This window comes from Halomonas sp. MMH1-48, from assembly GCF_022348105.1.
Taxonomy (GTDB): domain Bacteria; phylum Pseudomonadota; class Gammaproteobacteria; order Pseudomonadales; family Halomonadaceae; genus Vreelandella; species Vreelandella piezotolerans.
Window position 1 is genome coordinate 119653 of the sequence record NZ_JAKRFL010000005.1, and the last position, 23160, is coordinate 142812.

Here is a 23160-nt window from a genome sequence, read left to right on the forward strand (position 1 = left end):
GGATTGCCTCTAGGTGTCAACGTAAGACGGCGCAGCAGGGCACCATTATGAAAGAGTGGCATTATAGTTACATTCATGTATGTATGCTAGACTTGAAGTTGCTTGATTTGTGTGTACAAACGGATGTCAAGCAGATCCTCCCTAACCTTAGTCCAAAGCATCGTTGGCTGACGTACTTTTGCGCTGGCGTCTGCGATATTGCCGAGGATCGATGCCCCATTTTTGCAGTCGCGAAGTGAGGGTGGTGGGCTTCATGCCCAACAGCTCAGCCGCTCCTCCCGCCCCAGACACCTTTCCGTTTGCGGCTTTCAACGCTTTTAGTGCATTGCACCGCTGCTGATGGCACAGCGCTTGCTCGGTGAGCAGGTGGTCGGGCAACTCGCTACTATCGTGCGACGTTTCGTTGAACGCCGTGTGACGAGATAATGGCTCTACCAACAAAAGGTCATCGAAAGAGAGCCGCTGATCTTGCGTCACGATTACCTGACGCTCGATGACGTTCTCCAACTCGCGAATATTGCCGGGCCAGGGATAACGCGTGAGGACATCAAGTTGCGCAGGCGGTATTCGTACCCCAGGTTTGTTGAACTTCAGGCAGGCGCGATGCAAGAAGTGGCGGGCCAGCAGCGGCACGTCTTCGATGCGTTTGCGCAGTGGAACGGAGTCGATGGGAAAGACGTTCAAACGGAAGTAGAGATCCTCGCGAAACTGCCCGGCATCGATCATCTCTTTTAACTCACGATTGGTCGCCGCAATCACCCGCACATCCACTTCGCGGGTACGGTTATCCCCCACCCGCTCGAACTGCTGATCCTGCAATACGCGCAGCAGCTTGCTCTGCAGCTCTAATGGGATTTCCCCTACTTCATCCAGGAACAGCGTGCCGCCATGGGCCAATTCAAAGCGTCCCGGACGGTCTTGCACCGCGCCGGTAAAGGCGCCTTTCACGTGACCGAAGAACTCACTCTCGAAGAGGTCGCGGGGAATCGCGGCACAGTTCACGCGGATCAACGGCCGGTCGCTGCGAGTACTACCTGCGTGAATTGCCCGGGCAATCAGTTCTTTGCCAGTACCTGACTCGCCGCTAATCAGCACGTTAGCGCTGGTCGGCGCGACCATGGCAATCTGCTGAGTCAGCTTGGCCACCGCCGGGCTGTTGCCGACGATATTGCGGTGGTTCACTTCGGCTTTGATCTCTTCTTGCAGATACTGGTTCTCTAGCTCCAAGCGGCGTTTGAGCGACTCCACCTCTTCTAGCGCATCGCGTAGCTGCTGCTCGGCACGTTTACGCTCGCGAATATCGCGAAACAGGACCACCGCTCCCACTAATCGGCCCATTTCAAAAATCGGCGTGCTGGTGTACTCCACGGGAATGGCCTCGCCATTTTTATGCCAGAACACTTCGTCATCCACATGGTGCACTTGACCATCACTAAACGAGGCATGGATAGGGCACTGCTGGACGGGGAAGTGGCTGCCATCGGCGTGGGTATGATGAAACATCAGATGCGCATCGTGGCCCACCATATCCTCCGTACTCCAGCCAAGAATGCGCTCGGCGGCCGGATTGACGAAGGTGGTTTTGCCATCGGCATCCAGGCCGTAAATGCCCTCCCCGGCCGCGCTGAGAATCAGCTGATTCTGCTTTTCGATACGCTCGAACACCTGCTCGACCCGCTGCCAGCCCACCTCCCCTTGCCGGTGCTGTCGGCTAAGCTCGGCCTTGGCACGACGCTGTTCGGCCTTGTTGCGATCGATCAACGTCAACAATAGCTGCGATTCGCTCTGCAAGCGTTGGCCATAGACTTCGACACGACGAGGTTGGCGGGCGCTATCCAGCAGCACTAAATCATCCGACCACCCTTGCCCGGTCGTTAGTACCTCGTCGGTAAAGCTGACCCATAGCGGCAGTGAGGCGCTCAAGCGGTGACTGAAGGGGGTGGTGAGGGTTTGATCACGCGCTAGGAGCAGCAAGTGGCAGGCGGCAGGGTTGGCATCGATCAGGGAATCGCTAAGCGGATCGACGATGATCATGGCCAGCGGCGTATGGCTGGCCATATGCGTTAAGGGCGTTTCGATGATCGAGGAGTGGGAAGTGCCACGCATCACAGGCTCCTTGGCAGCCAGCTGGACGACTCTCTTTCCATACAAACAGCGGGCCAATCACGAATTTTCGTTATTTAAACAACGAAATATCGTCATTGACGAAAAATCGTGACGAATTCGTTGACTCAGCGACTGCCTTCTCACACCAGTAACCCTATGACTCATGGACAAAAACATCAGAAAAACTCGTTTTGGCATATAAGTCGCTATCTATGGACATAGCGCCGCAGGGAATCGTTACGCACCAAGACGGCGCAGCTTAAACCCCTTTTGCTCCTGTGAGGTGAACGTCCATGAAAGAGAACAACGACCCCAGCAGTCTTGGCAACCCGTTCGATCATCGCCAATCACTGATTCACGGACGGCAGTGCGATTGCCATCAGTGCTCCCCCTCCCAACCCAACAGCGCTAGGTCCCCGCATCAGACAAACGCAGTGGCACCATCGTTAACGCCAAGCAGCGCCGATGACGTTATGGATCGAGTGGTCGAAAGCGCCTTAGTACGCGGCATGTTTGGCCATAGCGACATGCACCGCCGTCAGTTCATGAAGCTGGTGGGTGGCGGCACGGCCGCCGCGGCGTTAGCGACCCTATTTCCCATAGATTCGATCAAAGCCGCCGTCAAAGAGAGTTTAGGTCCGCTCGAGAAAACCCAGCTTAATGTGGGCTTCGTTCCCATTACCTGCGCTACCCCCATCATCATGGCCCACCCCATGGGTTTTTATGAGCGCTACGGCCTGGATGTCTCGGTCATCAAAACCGCGGGGTGGGCAGTGGCGCGGGATAAATCTCTCAACCGCGAATACGATGCCGCACACATGCTGACACCCATGCCATTGGCCATGACCCTCGGTGCGGGTTCTACACCCGAGCCATTCATCATGCCAGCGGTAGAAAACATCAACGGCCAGGCCATCGTGCTACATAACGACCACCTGGATAAGCGCGATCCGCAGCAGTGGAAAGGCTTTACCTTTGGCGTACCGTTCGAGTACTCCATGCACAACTTCCTACTGCGCTACTACGTGGCCGAGCACGGCTTGGATCCGGATCAAGATATTCAAATTCGCGTGATTCCGCCGCCCGAGATGGTCGCCAACCTGCGGGCAGGCAACATCGACGGCTTCTTATCCCCCGACCCCTTCAACCAACGCGCGGTATTCGAACGCATCGGCTTCATTCATCTGCTGACCAAAGAGATTTGGGACGGACACCCCTGCTGCGCCTTTGCCACCAGCGCCCGCTTTGCCCGCGAGAACCCGAACACCTACGGTGCTTTGCTTCGTGCGATTATCGACGCGACCCAGTACTCCTCCGACCCTGCCAACCGCTCAGAGATTGCCGAAGCCATTGCTCCGACGAACTACCTGAACCAGCCGGTCACGGTCATAGAGCAAGTACTCACCGGGCGCTTTGCCGACGGTTTGGGCGGCGTACAGAACGTGCCCGACCGCATCGATTTCGACCCCTTCCCCTGGCACTCCATGGCGGTCTGGATCCTGACGCAGATGAAGCGCTGGGGCTATATCGAAGGCGACGTGGATTATCAGCAGATCGCTCGGGACGTGTATCTGGCTACCGATGCGCAGACCGTGATGCGCGAGCTGGGCTATGAAGCGCCCGAAGAGACCGCCCGCAACTACCAAATCATGGGCAAGACCTTTGATTACACCCAGCCCGAAGCGTACGTCGACAGCTTCGCCATTCGGAGGGGTTAACCATGGACCGCACCACTACCGAGTGGAAATTGAGCCTAAACGTTCGCGCCACGATTCTTGCCATCATGTTGCTGGTCGTGGGTCTGGGCATCTGGGAAGGGTTGAATCAATCCCCGCTCATGGGGGGAGGTGCCGAGCTGAGCGAATACGAGCAGCTGCTGGCCGGGGCCGATGAGAGCGCTAAAGTACCGCCACCTTCAGAAATCGCCGTTAAAGCGTGGCAAGAGCTTTCGAACCCTTTTTATGATGCAGGCCCCAACGATAAAGGCATTGGCATTCAGCTGGGCTATTCGCTGTATCGCGTGCTCAGCGGCTATTTGCTGGCCGCGCTGGTGGCGATTCCCATTGGCTTTTTGATTGGCATGTCGCCGCTGGCGTACAGAGCGCTCAACCCGTTCATTCAGGTGTTGCGGCCCATCTCCCCGCTGGCCTGGATGCCGCTGGCACTGTTCATCATTCGCGATTCCGAAGCCTCCGCCATCTTCGTCATCTTCATCTGCTCGATTTGGCCCATGCTGCTCAACACGGCCTTTGGCGTGGCGGGCGTGCGCAACGACTGGGTCAACGTGGCCCGTACCCACGAGCTGTCGTCGCTGCAAACGGCTTTCAAGGTCATTTTACCTGCGGCAGCGCCCACCATTCTGACCGGCATGCGGATCTCCATCGGCATTGCCTGGCTGGTCATCGTGGCCGCCGAAATGCTCGTGGGTGGCACCGGCATTGGCTACTACGTCTGGAACGAGTGGAACAACCTCGACCTGACCAGCGTGATCTTCTCCATCCTGATGATCGGCGTGGTGGGCATGCTGCTGGATATGTCGCTTGCCTATCTTGCCCGCTTCGTCACGTACGCCGAGTAAGGAGCCAACCATGAGTCATGCCTTCGTAGAGGTACAGAAAGCCGCCAAGCGCTTCCCCGGCGCGAGCAGAGAGGCCGAACCACTCACGGTGTTCGAGAACATCAGCTTTCAACTCGAGAAGGGCGAGTTCGTGTGCATCATCGGCCACTCTGGCTGCGGTAAGTCCACCATTATGAATGCACTTGCCGGGCTGGATCAGTTCTCCGAAGGCTCTATGGTCATGGAGAACAAAGAGATCAGCGGCCCAGGCCTTGAGCGGGGCGTCGTGTTCCAAAACTACAGCCTGCTGCCCTGGCTGACCGCGTTGGAAAATGTTCGTTTCGGCGTACGCGCCCGCTGGAAAGCGTGGAGCGACCGGGAGGTCACCGACCACAGCATGAAGTACCTGGAAATGGTCGGCCTAAAAGAAGTGGTAGATCGTAAGCCCTCCCAGCTATCCGGCGGTATGCGCCAGCGGGTGAGTATTGCCCGGGCGTTTGCCACCAAGCCCAAACTGCTGCTATTGGATGAGCCGTTTGGCGCGCTGGATGCGTTAACCCGTGGGGTCATTCAAGACGAGCTGATCAACATCTGGAGCCAGGATCAGCAAACCGTGTTCATGATTACCCACGATGTGGACGAAGCGATCTTACTGGCTGACCGCATCTTTTTGATGACCAACGGCCCCCAGGCGCGCATCGCCGAAGCGGTGGAGATTGACCTACCCCGGCCACGCCAGCGGGCAAGTATCGTTAAACACCCGCACTTCTACAAAATTCGTAATTACTTGGTCGACTTCCTGGTGAACCGCTCCAGCGAGTTGCGCACCCAGGAGTTCGACGGCCAAGGCCTGCGCTATCCCACTCCGGTCAACCCGGTGCAACTAGCGGCTGCCGAGGCCACCACGGATTCAACCCCGGCATCCCCTGCCACCGAATCACAAGAAAACCTAGTGAAGTTCACTCCCAAGGAGGTCCGTCATGGATAAGCTCGAAATGCGCCATACCCTGCTGGCTGCCAAAGCCCGTAAAAAATTGAGTTGGGACGACATTGCCAGCGCCGTCGGCATGTCGCCGGTGTGGGTCGCCTCTGCCTGCTACGGCATGAACAGCGCCAGCGCCGATATCGCCCATAAACTCTGCGATGTACTCGAAGTGGATGGCGACGTCGCCACCGCGCTCACCGCCTTCCCCACCAAAGCGTGGGATGAAGCGATTCCCCAGGACCCCTTCATCTATCGCCTCTACGAAGTGGTCGGTGTGTACGGCGAGACGCTGAAAGACGTGGTGCAGGAGAAGTTCGGCGACGGCATCATGAGCGCCATCGACTTCACCATGGAGGTGGACAAAATCGAAGACCCGAAAGGCGACCGTGTGCTGCTCACCCTCAACGGCAAATTCCTGCCCTATAAGTTCTGGTAAGCCCTCAATAACGTCTGATCATGCTGACACGCCAGCGCCTTTCGATGAAGGTGCTGGCGTTGTTGGTTTTACTGCGCGTGGCGCTGCGCTAGCGCAGCCAAATAGCGCTGATAGGCTGTTTCATAGGCCGCCACACGCTCGGCATCGGGCTCCGCCAGCGAGGCCGCATCCAGATGCACCAGGTGCTCGCAGAGCGATGCCAGGCTAACGCCCTCGGGCTGTAGATCGCACCAGGCCGCTTGAATGGCTGCCCCTAGCGCGGCGGCATCGGTAATCTCGGGGCAGATCACCTGGGTATGGGTCATGTCCGCCACCATCTGCCGCCACACCGGGCTTTTCGCCCCGCCGCCAATCAGTCGAATCTGGCTGGTGCCCGCGGCAAGCTCGCCCAGCAGCTCCAGCCCATAGCGGAGTCCAAAGGTCGCGCCCTCCATCACGCCTCGGCAGAGGTTTGCCTGGGTCATGTTCAGGCTGGTCAACCCGAGAAAATCGCCGGTGGCATCGGGCAGCATGGGCACTCGTTCACCGTTGAAGAACGGCAGCACGGTGACGCCCTCGGCACCAATCGGGGCGCTGGCGACCTGGTCGCCAAAGGTAGCCAAGTCCAACCCAAACAGCTCACGCACGCGAGTCGTTGCCGAGGTCACGTTCATAGTGCAGATCAGCGGCAGCCAACCCCCATGGCTGGCGCAAAAATTCGCCACCATGGCGCTGTCACACACCACCGAATTAGGTGAGTAAGCACACACCGTACCGGACGTGCCCAGGCTGAGGGTGACCAACCCCTGGGTAATATTGCCGGTGCCAATCGCCCCCATCATGTTGTCGCCACCGCCGGAGGAGACCACCACGTCATCGCTCAGCCCCAGTTCCTGAGCTACTAACGGGCGCACGCGACCTGCCGGTTCGTGGGCGGCTATCAGCCGTGGCAGTACGCGATCAGGGTCGAGCTCCGGCGCAATGACGGCAAACACCTCTTGTTGCCAGCACTGGGCGCGGGTATCGAAGTAACCGGTGCCCGAGGCGTCGCCTGCCTCGGTAACCCGTTCGCCAGTCAGCCAGAAATTCAGGTAGTCATGAGGCAGCAATAGCGTAGCAATACGCTGGTAGGCATCCGGATGGTGGTTGCGTAGCCAAGCCACTTTTGAGGCGGTATAGCCGGTTTGCAGCACCAAGCCCAGCTTCTCCAGGCAGCCCGCCTCGCCCCCCAGCGCTTCCACCAGCGCGCTATTTTCAGCGCTGGTTTCGGTATCGCACCACAGCTTGGCGGGATACACCGGCACGCCATCGGCATCGAGTGCCACCATGCCGTGCTGCTGGCCAGACACGCCGATGCCGCGCACCTGCTTGGCATCGATGCCGGCGCGCTCAATCGCTTGAAAGAACGCGCCTTTGAGCGCCGCCAGCCACTCCGCGGGTGCCTGCTCCCGGCGGCCATGCTCCCCTTCATCCAGGCGATGCGGGCGGCTGCCCTCGCCCAGAATGACGCCCCGCTCCACATCAACCACCACGACTTTGGTACTTTGCGTACCGCAATCCACCCCGATATACATCACAACGTTCCTTTGGACGCGAACAGAGCCTCAAGAGTAGCCCGTGCGCCTCGTTCATGCAGCGACTTCAGTGCCTCCAGGTAGGCGTTAAGGAAACGAGGCTGGTCCGCCAAGTCGCCAAACAGCTCGCGGTTTTCCACGAAGGCCGCTGGATGGGTGCGGTTATTGGCGGCAATGGCCATTAACGGCTCGCGCAAACGGTCCACGATCTCAATGGACTGACCCTGCTCATCGACGCCTTCGGCGTAGCGTGCCCAGCTGGCCACCACGGCGGCGCTGCGCTCAATCTCACCGCCCTGGGCAAGCTGCTGGCGAATCACCGGCACTAACCATTTAGGAATGCGATCCGAGCTTTCGGCGCACAGCCGCGCCAAGGTGTCTCTGATTTGCGGGTTCGCAAAGCGCTCGATCAGCGTCAGCCGGTAGGTTTCTAGATCTACTCCCGGCACGGGGGCCAGCGTCGGCGTGCCCTCTTCGCGCATGTAACCGAGCAAGAACTCGACAAACAGCGGGTCTTGGCACACCTCATGGGCGTAGCGGTAGCCCGCCAAATAGCCAAAGTAGGTCAGCGCCTGATGGCTGGCATTGAGCAGGCGCAGCTTCATGAGTTCGTACGGTTCGACATCCTCGACAACTTGAACGCCGACCTTCTCGAACGCCGGGCGGCCCAAGGGGAAGTGATCTTCCAACACCCACTGGGTAAAGGGCTCGCACACCACGGGCCAGGCATCTTCCACGCCAAAACGCTGGGAGAGCTCTTCGATATCCGTGGGCGCGGTTACCGGCGTAATGCGGTCCACCATGGCGTTGGGAAACGCTACCTCAGCGGCTAGCCAGTCGCCCAGCTCCGCACTGCGGGCGCGGGCGTAGGCGCTGAACATGCGCTTGGCGACATCGCCGTTGCCTTGAATGTTATCGCAGGACATCACCGTAAACGATGCAATACCCCGTGCCCGGCGGCGTACCAGGGCTTCCACCACCAAGCCAAAGCTGGTGGAGGGGCGCTCAGGGTGGGCGAGATCGTCGCGCACCTGGGGGGCGTCCAAGTTGAATTCTCCGGACACCGGATGAAAGTTGTAGCCGCCCTCCGTAACGGTGAGCGAGACAATTTTGATGGCGGGGTCGGCCATGGTTTCGATGACCGCCTCGGGGTCTTCCGAGGCAAACAGGTAGTTCACCATGCTGCCAATCACCCGAGGCTGATACTCACCGTCAGGGTGCTTGACCACCAGCGTATAGAGGTAGTCTTGCGCAGCGAGGGCCTGCTGCATGCGCTTGTCGCCGGGCATGACCCCCACGCCCACAATGCCCCAATTCAGCACTTCGCCCTGGTTCATCAGCGCATCCACGTACATGGCCTGATGGGCCCGATGGAAACCACCAACGCCAATATGCACGATGCCAGGCGTCACGGCCTGACGATCATAGGTTGGCGTCTCGACCGCCGCGCTGAGGGCACCCATGTTGTGGTTGTTAAGCTGGGTCATCGTCACTCTCCGGGTTATGGGTTAGGCAAGCGCGTCCTAGCGCCAGCGCTGGTCAGGTGTCACGCTGCAGGTTTTGACCAGCGCGGCATTGAGCATGTCTTTTTGGTGGGTACGCTCGAGGGCACCGGTCCGGTCTTGGCCCATACAGAGCCAGCGGTTCACCAGCCGCTCCACGAGCACGGCATCGTCCACGTCGATAAATAGCGTCCAGTCGAACAGCGCGTGCAGTGAACGCCACGGGTCTTGGTCCAGTAGTAGGTAGTTGCCCTCCACGATCACGATGCGATGCTCTGGCGTCACGAGCCGCCCACCGGCACGCGCAAGATCCAGCGGTCGATCAAAGACCGGTACAGCGACCGGCTTATCCACACGACGGATGCGCGTCAAATCATGATGCAATCCCTCCACATCGAAGGTATGGGGCGCGCCTTTCACAGGAAGCTGCTCATCGCCCAGTACGGCGTTATCGAAGTGGTAGCCATCCATCGGCACCACCACCGCCTGCCCAGGGCGCAGCTGGTTGATCGCCTCACAGAGCAGCGCGCTGCGGTAGGATTTTCCTGCCCCCGGCGGCCCCGCCAGGGCAACCAACCAGCGCGCCTTGCCGTCGGCAGCATCCAGTAGTTGGTGGCTTAACGAAACAAGATCAGGGCTCATGGGCGTCTTAGCTCATCCAGTTGCCGCCATCGACGTTCAGGGTTTGGGCGACAACGTAATCGCTATCCTGGCTGGCGAGAAACACGGCGGCGCCGGTGTGATCTTCCGGCAACCCCATACGGCCATAGGGCACCGCCTCGCCCACTAAGCGCTTTTTCTCACCCAGCGGGCGGTTCTCGTAGTGGGCGAACAGCGCATCGACCTCTTCCCACATCGGGGTATCCACTACGCCGGGGGCAATGCCATTCACATTGATGTGGTGTTTGATCAAATCGAGACCGCAGGACTGGGTCAGGCTAATCACGGCGGCTTTGCTAGCACAGTAAACGCTCACTAGCGGCTCGCCTCGTCTACCCGCCTGGGAGGCCATATTGATGATCTTACCCCCCTGGCCTTGGGCCACCATGGCGCGGGCCACGGCCTGCAGGGTGAAAAACATGCCCTTGGTGTTCACCGCAAACTGCTTGTCGAAGCTGGCCTGGGTCACGTCCAGCACCGGCGCCATATCGAACACCGCCGCGTTATTGACCAAAATATCAATGCCGCCAAAGCGCTCGGTGACGCTCTCCACCATGGCATCGATGGAGCCTTGGTCACACACGTTCAGCACCACGCCCATCACCCGCTCGGCGCTGGCATCCTGCTGCAGCGTGGCGAGCGCGTCTTCGATGGCGTTGGCATCGATATCGGCCACCACCACCTGGGCTCCTTCGGCCAGGTAGCGCTGGGCAATGGCGAGCCCGATGCCACGGGCACCGCCGGTAATCACGGCACGTTTATCGAGCAGTTTCATTGTTATCGTTTCCTTGCAGATGTAGTTGCCACTCGTCGACCAAGGCGTTGAGCCCACGCATATGGGGCAAAATTCGCCACGCACCCGCCGCGAGCAGGCGGTTAGACTGCTCGTCGTCGATATGGCTGGCGCCCACGAAGCCAATCACCCGCATGCCGGCGGCATGGGCAGCGCTCACCCCTGCCACGCTGTCTTCGACCACTAGGCAGCGGCTGGGCGGGCAACCCAACTCGCTTGCCGCCAGGCGATAAATCGCGGGGTCCGGTTTGGGGTTGTCGACCTGCTCGGCGGTGAAAATGGGGACGTCGCCCAGCGCCTCTTTCAATTGTGTCGTGGCGAGCGATGCCAGCACGCGGCAGCGGCGGCTGTTGGAGACCACGGCTTTGGGTAAATCGATACCGCTCACAGCGTCGTGAACCCCTTCAATAGCGGTGAGTTCTCGCGCTAGACGCGCTTCTATAGCGCTATCGACGACTTCAGAGGCATTGGACGGCAGCGGATGGCGGCTTAACTGCGCCAAGTGCTTTAGGATGTCGGCGGTCGTCATGCCCAGGGCTTGGCTGAGCAGCGAGGGAATATCCAGATCCGGCAGCCACTGCACAAGGTGGGTTTCCAAGGTCTCTTCCGCCAGGGCTTCGCTGTCCACCAGAACGCCATCGCAATCAAAAATCAGCACCTTCATACCTGCGCTCCGGGCGTAGGCGTCTCGGTCGCCGCACGGTTATCCTGGCGGGTCAGGCTGGCCAGCGGGTGCTGTGACAGGCTTTCTAGCGCCAAACCTTGGGCATCGAACAGATGAGCACGCTCGGCGGCAAAGCCAAACTGCACGGTATCGTTCACCCGGTAGGCCACGTCGCCATCGGCCATGAGGGTGATGAGCAGCTCGCCCATCTGCACGTAGAGTGAGGTCTGCCCGCCCAAGCGCTCCAACACTTTGATTTGGCCACTCAGCGGGCCGTTTTCATCCAACTGTAGGTGCTCAGGACGAATACCTAGCTCCAGCGCTTCGTCGCTGGCGAGCCCTTCGCCCGAGACGGGAATGGTGCACGGCCGCCCGCCGGGCAGGCGCACGGTGACACCGTCATCGCCAATGGAGCGCTGCTCGACGCTGAAGAAGTTCATCTTGGGCGAGCCAATAAAGCCCGCCACGAAGCGGTTACGCGGATGGTGATAGAGCGCCATGGGCGAGCCCACCTGCTCCACCACGCCATCGTGCAACACGACGATTTTATCGGCCATGGTCATGGCTTCTATCTGGTCGTGGGTCACGTAAATCATCGTGGCATCCAGCTCTTCATGCAGCCGCGCCAGCTCGATACGCATCTGCACACGCAGCGCCGCGTCTAGGTTGGAAAGCGGCTCGTCGAACAGGAAGATGCTGGGGTTACGCACGATCGCCCGGCCAATCGCCACCCGCTGGCGCTGGCCGCCGGACAGCGCTTTGGGCTTGCGGTCCAACAGCGGCTCGAGCTGAAGGATCTTGGCGGCTTCCAGCACTTTGGCGCGGCGCTCTTTTTTGGGCACGCCAGCCAAGCGCATGCTAAAGCCCATGTTGCCCTCGACGGTCATGTGCGGGTAAAGCGCATAGCTCTGAAACACCATTGCCAATCCACGGTCGGCGGGTCCCACGTCGTTCATGCGCTGGCCATCGATGAGAATATCGCCGTCGCTGGCGCTCTCCAACCCCGCGATCATGCGCATCAGCGTGGATTTACCGCAGCCCGAGGGGCCAACGAACACCACGAACTCACGATCATTCACGTCGAGATCGATACCTTTGATGACCTGGGTGTCGCCAAACCGCTTGGTAATGTTCTTGAGTTGTAAGGTCGCCATGGGGAACTCCTTTACTTGACGGCGCCAAAGGTCAGGCCACGCACCATTTGTTTTTGGGTCAGCCAACCGAGGATCAGGATGGGGGCAATAGCCATGGTGGACGCCGCCGACAGCTTGGCCCAAAACAGCCCTTCAGGACTCGAGAAGGAAGCAATGTAGGCGGTCAATGGCGCGGCTTTCGACGACGTTAAGTTGAGGCTCCAGAACGCCTCGTTCCAGCTCAAAATCACCGACAGTAACCCGGTAGAGGCAATGCCCGGCAGCGTGAGCGGTAACAGCAGGAAAAACACTTCCTGCAACGTAGAGGCACCGTCCATCCGGCCCGCTTCGAGGATGTCTTTGGGCATGTCTTTGAAGAAGGTGTAGAGCATCCACACCACGATGGGCAGGTTCATCAGGGTATAGACGATGATCAGCCCGGTACGGGTATCCAGCAGCCCGACATCTCTAAAAATCAGATAGATAGGCACCAAAACACCCACCGGAGGCAGCATCTTGGTGGAGAGCATCCACAGCAACGTGCCCTTGGTGCGCTTGGTAGGTAAAAACGCCATGGCGTAGGCCGAGGGAATGGCGATCAGCAGCGCTAAAAAGGTCGAGCCAAACGCCACGGCTACGCTATTTAGTGCAAAGCGGGCGTAGCCCGAGCGGTCCTGTACCGCCTGATAGCTTTCCAGGGTGGGCGAAAAAATAAAGCTGGGATCGGCAATCGCCGCTGTCTCGGTTTTGAACCCCGTCAGCACCATCCAGAGGATGGGAAAAAAGATGATCAGCGCGATGGTCCAGCCCAACAGGGTGAGCACCAGTTGCCTCATCGGCAACGAGCGAGTGTGTGCTGGTGCGCTATTACGATGCGTTGTCATTGAAATGCTCCCAAGACGCCCTGGTGCCGGGGTCAGTCTTCTAAGTTCTTAGCGACCATGCGGACAAGGAAAATCGCGACGATATTGGCGAGAATGATGGCGATCACCCCACCCGCCGAGGCCATGCCCACATCGAAATCCAGCAGCGCTTGGATATAGATCAAATAAGCCAAGTTGGTCGTCGCGAGCCCCGGCCCGCCGGAGGTGGTGACGAATATCTCGGCAAAAATCGTCAGCAGGAAGATCATTTCGATCATGATCACCACGCTAATAGCACGCTTGAGATGCGGCAGCGTGATGAAGAAAAAAATCGCCAGCGGCCCTGCGCCATCCATCCGGGCGGCCTCCACCTGGTCCTCATCCAGCGATTGCATGGCCGTGAGTAGAATGAGGAGCGCGAACGGCAGCCACTGCCACGAGACGATAATGATGATGGAGGTCAGCGGTAGCGACGAGAACCAGTCCAGCGCGGGGAGCCCTAACGACTCCGCCAGCCATGCCAGGACCCCATTGGAGGGGTGCATCATCATGTTTTTCCACACCAGCGCGCTGACCGTTGGCATGACGAAGAAGGGAGAGATCGCCAGTACGCGGGCGATACCCTGCCCGGCAAACTCCTGTTGAAACAGCACCGCCAACAGCGTGCCGCCTACAACGGTGACCACCAGCACCCAGCCCACCAGCAGCAGCGTGGTGCCCATGGCCGACCAGAGCGCGGGGTCGGTGAGCAGATACTCGTAGTTCTCCAACCCGGCAAAGCCGGTCATGCCGGGCATCAGCAGGTTGTAGCGCTGAAAAGAGAACCAGAGGGTCATGCCTAAAGGCACGATCATCCAGAGCAGCAACAGCGTGACGGCGGGCGCTTGAAGCGACAGCGTCCTCAGCCCGCCGACCGTCCGGCCAGAAGCACGTGTTCTATTCATGTAAATACCTGCAAGAAAGACCTGCGAGAACCACCAGCAACGCCTGCCCAGGACCGGGCAGGCGCGGGAGTGCCTTTAACGTTCGATATAGCCCGCCCGTTGCATGGTGCGTTCGGTGGCGCGTTGGGCGCTATCCAGCGCCTGTTCAACCGATGTATCGCCGGTAAGTGCCGCAGCAATGGTCTGGCCAACCTGCGTCCCAATCGACTGGAACTCGGGGATACCGACGAACTGCACGCCCACATAGGGGTTCGGCTCAAGGGTGGCGTCGGTGGGGTCGGCTTCTTGAATGGCGTTCAGTACGAAGCCAGCAAACGGCGCGGCGGAGGTGTACTGCTCGTTAGCATAGGTAGACTCGCGGGTGCCAGGCGGTACGCTGGTCCAACCGTTGGTGTCACCGACTAGCTCGATGTACTCCTGGGATGTGGCCCAAGTGATGAACGCCTGCGCAGCCTCTTTATGCTCAGAGGAGGCTGGGATGGCGAGCGCCCAGGACCACAGCCAGTGGGAGCCTTTGGGGGTTTCCGCGATGGGCGCGGGTGCAAAGCCCAGCGTGTCGGCTACGTCGGATTCGTTCTCGTCGTAGAGCTTGCCAGCCGCCGAGGTAGCATCGACCCACATCGCGCAGTTGCCGCGGGAGAAGAGCGCGAGGTTCTCGTTAAAGCCGTTGGAGCTGGCGCCGGGCGGGCCATAGTTGCCAAGCAGATCTACGTAGAACGCAATTGCCTCATTCCAGTCCTCGGAGTTGAGCTCTGGGTTCCACTGCTCATCGAACCAGCGTCCACCGAAGGTGTTTACCAGCGTCGAGACGAAGGCCATGTTCTCGCCCCAGCCCGGCTTACCGCGCAAACAGATACCCGCAAGGCCCTCTTCGCTACCGTGGAGCTGTTCGGCCCAGTCACGCACCTGCGACCAGGTGGGCTGCTCGGGCATCTCGATGCCTGCCTGCTCGAATAGATCGGTGCGGTAATACATCATCGAGCTTTCCGCGTAGAACGGCAGGGCGTGCAGCGTACCGTTTAGGCTCAAGCCATCGCGCACCGATGCCAGCAGATCGTCTTCGTTGTAGTCGTCAGGCAGGTCGTCCAGCGGCTCTAGCCAGCCACGCTCCGCCCAAATGGGCACTTCGTAAGTGCCGATGGTCATGACGTCGAATTGCCCACCGCCGGTGGCAATGTCCGTGGTCATACGCTGACGCAGCACGTTCTCCTCGAGCACCACCCAGTCCAGCGTGATCTCAGGATGCGCTTGTTCAAAGGCGTCGGTCAGGCTCTGCATGATGACCATGTCGTTATTGTTCACCGTCGCGACGGTGATCTCGGTTTGAGCCTGGGCTTGGCCAGCTACCGCAACGGCAGCGGCTAGGGTCGTGACGGGTAAATGACGCGCGAGACGCATACAGCACTCCTCTTGGCAAATATTGGCATTGTTGTTGCCTTGATCTTATTGATCATCAACCGAACAAATGATCGTATGCAGGCCAAAAAAAAGCAAAGCCTGCCGCGTTAGACTTTACGCTAATGCATTCAATCGTTTGCATGTTGCAGGCGCGAAGTCGCGCTTCACTCCATTGCCTCCACGATGTGTCGGGCGGCAATCTCATCGGTGACCAACCCTTTCAACCAGCCGCCGCGCAGCGCGGCTAAAATGGCGGGGGCTTTATCCCGGCCACCGGCAATGCCTACCATCAGATGTTTGCCAAAGCGTTCAAGCGGCAGGCTAGTCACGCGCCGGGTGATCGAGCAGTCCACCACCTCGCCACGGCGGTTCAGCGGCCAACCCAACAGCTCCCCCACGGCCTCTCGGCCCAGTAGCTCACCCAGCTCGGTTTCACTGATGAAGTGATCTTGAAACAGCGTGGCTCGACGATCGATGCGACCAATACCGATAAAGGCGGCTTCCGACTCCCGCGCCACGTCGGCAATCGCTTTGAACAAACGCTGCGAGAGCATGGCCTCTTTTTCCGCCAGTGACGCCGCGACGACCGGAGCGGGAAGCAAAAAACGCTCGCCGCCGGTTTTATCCGCCAGCACCATCACGGCGTCATAGCGGTTGGCGGAACCATCACGCGCCACGTTGCCCACCAGCGAGACAAAACGATGCTGCGGCCGCTCCACGCGGCTCAACGCTTCCACCGCGGCGCGCACCGAACGTCCCGTTCCCAGCGACAGCGTTAACGGCTCGCTGCGCTCCACCAGACGGGCAATGCGCTCTGCCCCTGCTACGGCCAAGTAGTAGGCAGCACTGTCAGGGGCCTGGGTGTCTGCTGGCACCACGTCACAGTAGGTCAGTTGAAAACGCTCACGCAGCGTGCTTCCGAGCGCCATACAGGTCGAGATGGGGTGGTCGATATGCACTTTCACCAACCCCTCTTGGCGCGCCAGGGCCAGTAAACGCTGAACACCGGGGCGTGAGACGCCAAGTTGGCTGGCAATCTCGTCCTGGGTCATGCCACCGACATAGGACATCCAGGCAGCTCTCGCCGCCTGATCCAGTTTTACTTCGAACTTATCCATGACTGGGCTCGCCGCCTTGTCGTTAAAAAAACCTCATCATACAAAGCCTTCGCCAAGACCAGTAGTGTCCGATCCGCTAACATGGGCAGCGACGTCTTATTCCCGATGCACAGAGGTGGCCATGTATAAACTTGCGTTTTTCGTTCCCATTGAGAATGCCGATAGCGTCAAACGCGCCGTCTTCGAGGCGGGTGCCGGTCGCATTGGCGACTACGAGCATGTCTGCTTTCACTCCCGCGGCACCGGTCAGTTTCGACCGATGGCGGGCGCCGAACCTCATATTGGACAGGTCGGCACGCTGGAAACGGTCGACGAGTTCAAAATCGAGATGGTGTGCGCCGACGAGCATATCCGCGCCGCCATTGCTGCGCTCAAGCTGGCTCACCCCTATGAAGAAGTGGCCTACGACGTGTGGCAGCTCGCCGACCTGTAAGCGCATGGACTAGACGAATGCGCGAAGCGAACGATCTAGGCGCTGCCGAAGTAGCGCTCGCGATCCTCGGGCGTGATCTTACTGATATGCAGCGGAAATATGGCGCTTTCACGGTCAGCATAATAGTGACGCAGCGTCCTCTCGATGGTGGGAAACGCCAGCGCATCCCAGGGAATCTCGTGCTCCTCGAAGAGCGCCACTTCGAGACTCTCCGGCCCTGCGTCGAAGCTCCCCACCAAGTCGGCACGAAAAATCATATAGACTTGGTTGATATGCGGCAGGTCAATCAGCGTGTACAGGTCCCCAAGGGCGACCTCGGCAAACGCCTCCTCCCAGGTTTCTCGCATAGCGGCCTGCTGGGTGGTTTCGGCGTTTTCCATGTACCCCGCCGGTAGCGTCCAGTACCCTTTTCGAGGCGATATCGCCCGTTTGCAAAGCAGTACTTTGGAGCCACTGATCGGCAGCGTACCCGCCACGATGCGTGGGTTCTGATAGTGGATCGTGCCACAGCCGTCGCACAGGTAGCGGGGGCGATCGTCGCCTTCGGGAACGGCAAACCGGACTTTCTCACCACACTGACTACAAAAGTTCATCGCGTTTTCTCTACGGCTGGTGGGTCGGGGCATCAACGTGCTTGACGATGATCACCGTGGCTGGGTAAAAGAGAGCAAAGTAAAGAGACGCCTATGTTAGAGAAACTGCGCAAACGGCTGCAACAGCATACCCCTCAACGGCTAGACCACATAGCGCTGCCGGAGGCGGCCGTGCTCATGCCCATCGTCGAGCGCCCTGCTCCTACCCTGCTGTTCACACGCCGGGCCAGCCACTTGACGACCCACCGAGGTCAGGTCGCTTTTCCAGGCGGCAAACGCGAACCGGACGATGCCGACCTATACGCCACCGCCTTGAGAGAAGCAGAAGAAGAGATTGCGCTGGCGCCTGGCCAAGTGCAACCGCTCGGGCGACTGTCGGATGTGATTTCGCTTCACGGCATTCGCGTGACGCCTTGGGTCGGCCTGATTCCGCCAGACCTGCCGCTGGTCGCCGACCCTGGCGAGCTGGACGCCATCTTCGAGGTCCCGCTCAGCCACTTTTTAGACGACCAGCGCACCCATACCGATGTGATCACCGTCGATGGCGTCGCGCACTATGTGCCCAGCTATCACGTCGATGGTCACGTGATTTGGGGATTATCTGCCATGATGTTGGTGGAGCTGTTGGCCGAGGGTTTTGGAATGGAGATTGACCTTTATCAGCGCCCGCCCGGCGCCCTACGCCACTACCCTGAACGCCGTACCCCCACTAGCCGTCGCTCGGCTACGGCCAAGCGCGACCCCGCTACGAGATCAACGAAATGATTGCAACGCCTGACATGGATACGCCAGCCCTCACGCCCCAGGCCCACTTGGCGCTCGTAGACGCACTGGTGGAACGGGGGTGGTACGTCGGTAAAGGCGTGATCGACCCAGCGCTTTGCCAATCACTGCACCGGGAAATCCATCTCTTGGCCGAGCGTGACGCGCTGGATGAGGCGGGCATTGGGCGAGGCCAACAGCACCACCTGCGTAAAGACATCCGCGGCGACGCCATCCACTGGCTCGATCGCGAAAGCGACGCCCAGCGCCGCTATCTGGATGCCATGGCAGAGCTGCAGCAGTCGCTGAATCAAGCGCTGTTTTTGGGTCTGTTCGAGTACGAAGCCCACTTTGCCCACTACCCTGCCGGTGCCTTCTACCAGCGGCACCTGGACAGCTTTCGCGGGCGGGCCAACCGAGTGATTTCCACCGTCGGCTACTTGAACCCCAACTGGCCGAGCGACGGCGGTGGCGAAATGGTGATTTACCACCCCGATGACCCCACTCTGGAAGTGGCCCGGGTGGTACCCGAAGCTGGCACCTTTGCCTGCTTTTTATCGGAAACCATTCCCCATGAAGTGCTCCCCACCCGCCAGCCCCGCGCCAGCATTGCAGGTTGGTTCCGTCGCAACGCCTCCATGGGTGGCGTGTTAGACCCTGCCCGCTAAACGATGAGCGAGACGAGCCCGTGAGTGCTGAAAGAGAGGCTATCCTAGCGGCAAAAGTGGCGACCCTGGAAGCGCGCAACGCCGCACTCGAAGAGGAGAAGTGCCACTATCAGTGGCTGGCCGAGAGCACGACGGATCTCATTTCACGCCACGCCCGAGACGGCACGTTTCTGTATGCGTCCCAAGCCGCTCGGGAGCTGCTGGGCTATGAGCCGGATGAACTTATCGGCGTCTCTGCGTATCAGCTGTTTCACCCGTCAGATTTGAGCGACCTGCTCAACAAGTCGCCGCGGGTGTACTATCACGATGGCTTCTATCAGCAAACCTATCGGTTTCGTGCCAAGGCAGGCCACTACGTATGGTTCGAAACCACCAGCCGTACCCGGCGAGACACTTACACCGGTGAGCTGATCGATATTTTGTGCGTCTCCCGCGACGTCGGCCGACGTATCGAAGCAGAAGCCACCCGCGAGCGCTTGGCCCAAGTCGTCGAATCCACTACTGACTACGTGCTGTTTTTAGGGCCGGACCAGCAGGTATTCAGTGCCAACGAAGCCGCCCGCCGCTGCTTTGCCCTACCCGCGGCGTCGCCTACGGCGCTAAGCGCGCTGTATCAAGCCGAGTCGCTGCGCTTGCTCATCGAGGTGGTGTTTCCAGCCGTCGAACGCTACGGCTCCTGGAGCGGGGAATTGGAGATGTGCAGCGAGAACGGCAGCGTGCCGGTGCTCAGCGTGGTACTGGCCCATCGCAGCCGGGGGGCCACGCCCGGCCACTACGCCTTGGTGAATCGTGATATCAGCGCCCGCAAAGCCGCTGACGCCCAGGCGCGACGCCATCAGGAGCAGATTGCTCACGCCAACCGACTGGCCGCGGCGGGGGAACTGGCCTCCAATATCGCCCACGAATTGAACCAGCCTCTCGGCGCGATTGCCAACTATACCAGCGGCGCGTTGCTAAAGTGCCAGCAGCAACCCACGCCCCTCGCCAGCGAGCTTCAACTACCTCTAGAGCGCATCGACGAGCAGGTACAGCGCCTCGCTCAGCGGCTGCGGCATCTGCGCAGCTTCGTCCAAAAGCGTAGCCATCAAGTACGCCCACTGGTGTTGGCTGACGTAGTGACGGCCGCCTGCGGGCTCTGCGACTGGCAGTACCAACAGGCAGCGGTGGGTCTAACGGTAAAGCTTCCCGCTGGGCTGCCGCGGATCTACGGCGACGCGATTGCCTTGGAACAGGTCATCGTTAATTTATTGCTGAATGCGCTGACTGCCAGCCGTCGAGTGGTTGATGCCAAAACAGTGCGCGTCAGCGCACGGCGAAGCGGCCAGCGACAAATCACGCTAAGCGTGGAGGACGAAGGGCCGGGGGTCGACCCGAGGTATCAGCCCATGATTTTTGACGCTTTTTTTACCACCCGTGATGAAGGGCTTGGCATGGGGCTAGCCATTAGCCGCACACTGGTGGAAAGCATGGGGGGGGCGCTTGCTTTGCGTGCCGACAGCGCTAAAGGAGCCTGTTTTGACGTATTTCTACGCACGGAGACCGACGTTTGATGTCCTCGGCTAACGCGCCTACGACTGCCTCTTCGCCCAAGACTAGCGCCATCGCGGTGGTCGATGACGACGACGCGCTTCGGGAATCGCTGGTGTGGCTATTGGAATCAGTAGGGCTCACCTCCCGCGCTTTCGCCAGCGGTGACGCCTTTTTAACCACGGAGCACGAAGCCTTTGGCGCGCTACTGCTGGACGTGCGCATGCCGGGTATGAGCGGTCTTCAGGTGCAACAACAGCTCGTTGACCAGGGCAGCCGCCTGCCCCTCATCATGATGACCGGTCACGGCGACGTTCCCATGGCGGTGGCAGCACTGAAGAACGGCGCACTCGACTTTATCGAGAAGCCCTTCAATCATCAGCAGCTCATCGATGTAGTGCAGCAAGCGCTCAGCCATACCGAACAGCAGCATCAACAGACCCAGGCACTGGCACGATTACAAACAGAGTTCGACGCCCTGCGCCCCAAAGAGCAGCGCATCGTGCAGCATGTTGCAGAGGGCATGACCAGCCGTGAAATCGCCGATCACATGGGCATCAGCGCCAAAACCGTCGAGGTCTATCGGCTGCGTGCCATGAAAGCGATGGGGGCAGCCAACGTGGCTGCCTTAGTGCGTCAGGCGGTAGCGCTCTCGTTGGTCCCCGCGTTGCCGCCTGATGTCGACTGATCGTTGGTTAGCTAAGTGGCACGATCTGGCCGTTGGCGTCTTCCAAGACGCGGCTCACCTGCTCGTAGTTCGCGCGACCTTCACCTTCATGCGCTTCGATCAGGCTCACTACATTCAATAGCGTCTCCATACCAAACGCCTGCTCATCGGTCGCCGTGAACGCCTGAATGTAGGCGTCGCCTCCGACGTCCCATCCCAACTTGATCGGCGCATCGATGATGTTCACTTGGGTGCCCACTGGCACACGCCAGAAGACTGACTCAATATCCTCGGGGTGCATGCGAATACAGCCGCGGCTGGCGCGCATACCAATCCCGTCAGGTTGATTGGTGCCATGAATCAGATAACCGGGAATATCCAACAAAATGGCATATTGACCCAGCGGGTTATCCGGTCCAGGCGGTACGACCGCAGGCGGCGGGTCACCACGCTCGGCGGCCTCGCGGCGGATCGACTCAGGTGGGTACCATGCCGGATTTTCCAAGCGCATGGTGGTTTCGGTGATACCCAACGGCGTATTGTAGGCATCGCGGCCAATGCCGATGGGATAGGTTTCGACACGGGGAGCATGGCCATCTTCGGCCTCGGGGTAGTAGTACATGCGCAGCTCGGCGACGTTGATCACGATACCAGTGCGAGGCTCGTCAGGAAGGATGAACTGCCCCGGAATGGTGACCTCGGTGCCTTCGCCAGGCACCCATAGACTCACGTCCGGGTTAGCCATGCGGATCTCTTCATAGCCCACGTTATGCGCTCGGGCAATATCCAGCAGCGTGTCCTCTTCACTCGCAGTGACGGTATACACTTCGCCCACCATATTGCCCGACTCGGGCAGTAAAAAATGGCCTTTCGGCAGCTCAGTATCGTTGGCGATCGCGCTGGCTGTCATCAGCCAAGCGCCTAATGCCACAACACCGCCAGCCAAGCGCTGTTTCAATGGCTGAAACAGCCATGAAGGGTCTGTCAGGGTCATTGGAAAATCTCTCTCTATGTCGCTATCGCTCTACGGCGATCTTGATGACGATGAAAATGAATATGCACAGCCACAGGCAGCGGGTCAATTCGCCAGACTGTCGCAGCCGTTTAATCTTTCTCTAGCATTTTCTTGATATTTATTAAGAGTTTGACACAGCGATTGCAAAGAACGTCTCAGCACCTACCTTGAGAAGTGTCCTTGCACAGCGAGGTGCAGGGCAACTTCGGACAAAGAGGTGCCACGCACAGTGAGACCTCTTCATCACCACGCAAGGAGCAATCACGATGAAACCGACCTTTCTGACTACCCTCATCCTTCCAGCGCTGATGGCTACGGCAGGCATCGCTCAGGCCAATGAGGGCGGCAATGGTATGGAAGCGTCTTACCTGACCCATGCCCCAGACAACACTTTTCACTCTGACTCGCTCACGGGTAACCAAGTGCGCAGCAGTGTCGAAAACGACGAAGACATTGGTACCATCAACGATTTGATAATCGATGAAGACGGCAAAATCAACGCCGTGGTCGTTGGTGTCGGCGGTTTTCTAGGGATGGGCGAAAAGAACGTCGCCATCGAATGGGACTCTCTGGAACTGACGAAGGGTGAAGATAACGAAGAGTACGTCATCTCCGTCAACGCCTCTGAAGAAGCCCTCCAGGAAGCCCAGGAGTACGAGCGCAACGATGATCTTCGCACCGAGCGCGACACCGAGATGAACAATAGCGAAGACAACGCTAACGAGATGCGCGACACACAGAGCTAAGCGGTACTTTAACGAGTACATAGCAGCCATTGCTCGC

The 23160-nt window shown here is 59.4% G+C and carries 23 protein-coding genes; 10 read left to right on the forward strand and 13 right to left on the reverse strand.

Annotation, left to right across the window (positions count from 1 at the left end; genetic code table 11):
- Positions 1-147: 147 nt before the first annotated feature.
- The gene (locus MHM37_RS07030) at positions 148-2106 is read right to left on the reverse strand and encodes a sigma 54-interacting transcriptional regulator (RefSeq protein WP_176558194.1); all 1959 of its coding nucleotides are present in this window, start codon (positions 2104-2106) and stop codon (positions 148-150) included.
- A gap of 293 nt (positions 2107-2399) precedes the next feature.
- On the opposite strand from MHM37_RS07030, the gene MHM37_RS07035 reads away from it, so the two are divergent.
- Genes MHM37_RS07035 through cynS form a run of 4 tightly spaced genes read left to right on the forward strand, consistent with a single transcriptional unit; the run spans position 2400 to position 6084 of the window.
- Positions 2400-3824 (forward strand): CmpA/NrtA family ABC transporter substrate-binding protein, encoded by a 1425-nt coding sequence (locus tag MHM37_RS07035; protein WP_239296120.1) that lies wholly within the window; start codon positions 2400-2402, stop codon positions 3822-3824.
- A 2-nt stretch (positions 3825-3826) separates the two neighbouring features.
- The gene (ntrB, locus tag MHM37_RS07040; RefSeq protein ID WP_239296122.1) at positions 3827-4684 is read left to right on the forward strand and encodes a nitrate ABC transporter permease; all 858 of its coding nucleotides are present in this window, start codon (positions 3827-3829) and stop codon (positions 4682-4684) included.
- A gap of 10 nt (positions 4685-4694) precedes the next feature.
- Positions 4695-5651, forward strand: a complete 957-nt coding sequence (locus tag MHM37_RS07045) for an ABC transporter ATP-binding protein (RefSeq protein ID WP_239296124.1) — start codon at positions 4695-4697, stop codon at positions 5649-5651.
- Complete coding sequence (gene cynS, locus MHM37_RS07050; protein WP_239296125.1) at positions 5644-6084, forward strand: cyanase; 441 nt, start codon at positions 5644-5646, stop codon at positions 6082-6084. Before MHM37_RS07045 ends, cynS begins: the two co-directional genes overlap by 8 nt.
- A 68-nt stretch (positions 6085-6152) precedes the next feature.
- Here cynS and xylB read toward each other — a convergent pair whose 3' ends face one another.
- The 10 genes from xylB to MHM37_RS07100 form a co-directional block, all read right to left on the reverse strand.
- Positions 6153-7637, reverse strand: a complete 1485-nt coding sequence (gene xylB, locus MHM37_RS07055) for a xylulokinase (protein WP_239296126.1) — start codon at positions 7635-7637, stop codon at positions 6153-6155.
- Positions 7637-9124 (reverse strand): mannitol dehydrogenase family protein, encoded by a 1488-nt coding sequence (locus MHM37_RS07060; RefSeq protein WP_239296127.1) that lies wholly within the window; start codon positions 9122-9124, stop codon positions 7637-7639. Before MHM37_RS07060 ends, xylB begins: the two co-directional genes overlap by 1 nt.
- A 36-nt stretch (positions 9125-9160) precedes the next feature.
- Positions 9161-9781 carry a nucleoside/nucleotide kinase family protein gene (locus tag MHM37_RS07065; RefSeq protein ID WP_239296128.1) on the reverse strand — a complete coding sequence of 207 codons (621 nt, stop codon included), beginning with the start codon at positions 9779-9781 and terminating at the stop codon, positions 9161-9163.
- 7 nt (positions 9782-9788) lie between these two features.
- Positions 9789-10574, reverse strand: coding sequence for an L-iditol 2-dehydrogenase (locus tag MHM37_RS07070; RefSeq protein WP_239296129.1), 786 nt, complete (start codon positions 10572-10574; stop codon positions 9789-9791).
- The gene (locus MHM37_RS07075; protein ID WP_239296130.1) at positions 10558-11256 is read right to left on the reverse strand and encodes an HAD-IA family hydrolase; all 699 of its coding nucleotides are present in this window, start codon (positions 11254-11256) and stop codon (positions 10558-10560) included. Before MHM37_RS07075 ends, MHM37_RS07070 begins: the two co-directional genes overlap by 17 nt.
- Positions 11253-12410 (reverse strand): sn-glycerol-3-phosphate ABC transporter ATP-binding protein UgpC, encoded by a 1158-nt coding sequence (gene ugpC, locus MHM37_RS07080; protein ID WP_139525360.1) that lies wholly within the window; start codon positions 12408-12410, stop codon positions 11253-11255. The genes MHM37_RS07075 and ugpC overlap by 4 nt, the downstream gene beginning before the upstream one ends.
- Before the next feature lie 11 nt (positions 12411-12421).
- On the reverse strand, positions 12422-13273 hold the full coding sequence (locus MHM37_RS07085) for a carbohydrate ABC transporter permease (protein WP_153842304.1): 852 nt from the start codon (positions 13271-13273) through the stop codon (positions 12422-12424).
- A 32-nt stretch (positions 13274-13305) separates the two neighbouring features.
- The gene (locus MHM37_RS07090) at positions 13306-14196 is read right to left on the reverse strand and encodes a sugar ABC transporter permease (protein ID WP_139525358.1); all 891 of its coding nucleotides are present in this window, start codon (positions 14194-14196) and stop codon (positions 13306-13308) included.
- Positions 14197-14271: 75 nt separating this feature from the next.
- Positions 14272-15594 carry a sugar ABC transporter substrate-binding protein gene (locus tag MHM37_RS07095; protein ID WP_239296131.1) on the reverse strand — a complete coding sequence of 441 codons (1323 nt, stop codon included), beginning with the start codon at positions 15592-15594 and terminating at the stop codon, positions 14272-14274.
- A gap of 164 nt (positions 15595-15758) precedes the next feature.
- The gene (locus tag MHM37_RS07100) at positions 15759-16712 is read right to left on the reverse strand and encodes a sugar-binding transcriptional regulator (protein ID WP_239296132.1); all 954 of its coding nucleotides are present in this window, start codon (positions 16710-16712) and stop codon (positions 15759-15761) included.
- A 121-nt stretch (positions 16713-16833) separates the two neighbouring features.
- Here MHM37_RS07100 and MHM37_RS07105 point away from each other — a divergent pair, with 121 nt between their 5' ends.
- Complete coding sequence (locus MHM37_RS07105) at positions 16834-17145, forward strand: YqfO family protein (protein WP_139525355.1); 312 nt, start codon at positions 16834-16836, stop codon at positions 17143-17145.
- 35 nt (positions 17146-17180) lie between these two features.
- On the opposite strand, the gene MHM37_RS07110 is transcribed toward MHM37_RS07105, so the two are convergent.
- Positions 17181-17738, reverse strand: a complete 558-nt coding sequence (locus tag MHM37_RS07110) for an NUDIX hydrolase (RefSeq protein WP_153842301.1) — start codon at positions 17736-17738, stop codon at positions 17181-17183.
- Between the two features lie 93 nt (positions 17739-17831).
- On the opposite strand from MHM37_RS07110, the gene MHM37_RS07115 reads away from it, so the two are divergent.
- Genes MHM37_RS07115 through MHM37_RS07130 form a run of 4 tightly spaced genes read left to right on the forward strand, consistent with a single transcriptional unit; the run spans position 17832 to position 21383 of the window.
- Positions 17832-18503, forward strand: coding sequence for a CoA pyrophosphatase (locus tag MHM37_RS07115; RefSeq protein ID WP_139525353.1), 672 nt, complete (start codon positions 17832-17834; stop codon positions 18501-18503).
- Positions 18500-19168, forward strand: coding sequence for a 2OG-Fe(II) oxygenase (locus MHM37_RS07120; RefSeq protein ID WP_239296134.1), 669 nt, complete (start codon positions 18500-18502; stop codon positions 19166-19168). The genes MHM37_RS07115 and MHM37_RS07120 overlap by 4 nt, the downstream gene beginning before the upstream one ends.
- Positions 19169-19188: 20 nt before the next feature.
- Positions 19189-20718, forward strand: a complete 1530-nt coding sequence (locus tag MHM37_RS07125) for an ATP-binding protein (protein ID WP_239296136.1) — start codon at positions 19189-19191, stop codon at positions 20716-20718.
- Complete coding sequence (locus MHM37_RS07130; RefSeq protein WP_239296138.1) at positions 20718-21383, forward strand: sigma-70 family RNA polymerase sigma factor; 666 nt, start codon at positions 20718-20720, stop codon at positions 21381-21383. Before MHM37_RS07125 ends, MHM37_RS07130 begins: the two co-directional genes overlap by 1 nt.
- A 7-nt stretch (positions 21384-21390) precedes the next feature.
- Here MHM37_RS07130 and MHM37_RS07135 read toward each other — a convergent pair whose 3' ends face one another.
- A complete protein-coding gene (locus MHM37_RS07135; RefSeq protein WP_231125533.1) occupies positions 21391-22272 on the reverse strand; it encodes a L,D-transpeptidase family protein in 882 nt (293 codons plus the stop codon).
- Positions 22273-22643: 371 nt separating this feature from the next.
- Between MHM37_RS07135 and MHM37_RS07140 the strand changes: the two genes are divergently transcribed.
- A complete protein-coding gene (locus MHM37_RS07140; RefSeq protein WP_239296140.1) occupies positions 22644-23123 on the forward strand; it encodes a PRC-barrel domain-containing protein in 480 nt (159 codons plus the stop codon).
- Positions 23124-23160 lie beyond the last annotated feature (37 nt).